The sequence below is a fragment of the Kitasatospora sp. NPDC093558 genome (genome assembly GCF_040683475.1).
Classification (GTDB): Bacteria; Actinomycetota; Actinomycetes; order Streptomycetales; family Streptomycetaceae; genus Kitasatospora.
Genome location: NZ_JBFBDY010001025.1, coordinates 1 through 1699, shown reverse-complemented (window position 1 = coordinate 1699; position 1699 = coordinate 1). Strand labels below are relative to the sequence as shown.

Below are 1699 nucleotides of genomic sequence, written 5' to 3'. Positions count from 1 at the left end.
GCCGAGCCCCCGGTGACGATGTGGAGGCTGCCGCCCTGCCCGGTCGGCCGGACCTCGTGCTGCTCGACGGGCAGCCGGGCGAGCCGGGCCCGCGCGTCCTCGCGCAACCGCGACGCGTCCCCGAGTTCGGCGACGGCCTCCGTCGTGAGCACCTGCCAGCCGACGGGCGACTCCAGCGCGAGTAACTCCAGTACCCCGGGCACGATTTCGAGCGCGTGCGGGAGCTGCGCCGGGTCGGCCAGCGTCGTTGCGTCCAGGAGCACCGGGTAGAGCCGGGCGACCGTCTCCTCCGGCGAGCCCGCGTCGCCCGCCAATGGTCCCTGGACGGCGACGACCAGTTCGAGGACATGGGCCCGGACCAGCTCCCGCAGCGGAACGTCCGGCCGCCGTTCCAGCAGGTCCAGCAGCCCGCCGAGCCCGTAGTCGCGCCCCTGGACGTCCCGGGCCACGTTCCCGTAGAGCGTGACCTCGTTCCCGAACTCCGCGAACGCCGCCCGCACTTGCGCGGCCAGCTCCGGCTCCAACTCGCTCCGTGCCATCGTCCCCTCCCGATTCCCGACCTGCCCCCCGTCCGCTCGAAGACGTAGCCGGCACCCCGCCCGGTTGCCATGGCGGGGACATTGCCCGGCGTCGCGTCACTTCGGCGCGTCACCCGGTCACTCCCGGGCGGCCAGTACCGTCCCCGTCCGGTACAACTCCACCACCAACCCGACAACTGTCATTCCGGCTGCGCCGGTGGGCGTCGGCGACTCAGCGGCACGACGACGAGCACGAGCGTGCCGGCCAGGGTCAGCGCCCCGCAGTGCAGGGCCAGATGCAGGCCGTCGACGAAGGAGTCCTCGGCCCACTCGGCGATGTAGGACGCGGCTGCACCTGGGTGGGGCCCGGTATCGGAGCCGTGCACCGGACCGTCCCGGACAACGGTGCGCACCAGGTGTTCCGTCGCGTCCCGTGTGAGGCCGGCACGGGTGGCCCGGTCGTGGAGGGCGCTGCGCATGCGGCCGGTGAGCACTGCGCCGAGCGCGGCGACGCCGACGACTCCGCCCACCTCCCGCAGGGTGTCGACCACTGCCGAGGCCGTGCCGGTCCGGGACGCGGGGGCGCGGCCGACCAGCGTGACGGTCGCGGGGACGAACAGCAGCCCGGTTCCGGCGCCGAGGGCGGGCAGCAGCCACCAGTAGTCCGCGTAGGCGGCCTGCCGGCCGAAGCAGCTCAGCCCGGTCAGGGCGAGGGCGTCGAGCCCCAGGCCCAGCGTGAGGGGAAGGCCCACGCCGAAGCGGACCGTGAGCGCCGCCGCGACGGGCGAGGCGAGCACGATGAACACCGAGGCCGACAGGAACACCACCCCGGCCCCGGCGGGTGACCAGGCCAGGACGTTCTGCAGGAAGAGGCTCAGGAAGAAGGTGCCGCCGAAGAGTGCCACGCTGGAGGAGAAGCAGGACACGGTGACGGCGCGGCACTCCCGGTCGCGGAAGAGCGACGGGTCCAGCATGGGTCGGGGTCCGCGCGCTTCCACGAGTGCGAAGGCAGGCAGCGCCAGGGCCGCCACCGTGAACGCGGCCGCCGTGTCCGGTGCGGTCCAGCCGTCGACGGGTCCCTGCACCAGGCCGTACACGAGGGTGCCGAGCCCGGTGACTGCCAACGCCTGCCCCGCGGGATCCCACCGTGCGGGTGCGGCGGGTGGGCACGGCAGTACCCG

Annotated in this window: 1 protein-coding gene and 1 pseudogene; both read right to left on the bottom strand. The window is 74.0% G+C overall.

Going from position 1 to position 1699, the window contains the following annotated elements; genetic code table 11:
* Positions 1-539, bottom strand: a pseudogene (locus AB0O00_RS38095) (hypothetical protein); the annotation flags it as partial.
* Positions 540-718: 179 nt separating this feature from the next.
* Entirely contained in the window at positions 719-1642 is a 924-nt protein-coding gene (locus AB0O00_RS38090; protein ID WP_363659271.1) for an MFS transporter, read from the bottom strand.
* Positions 1643-1699 lie beyond the last annotated feature (57 nt).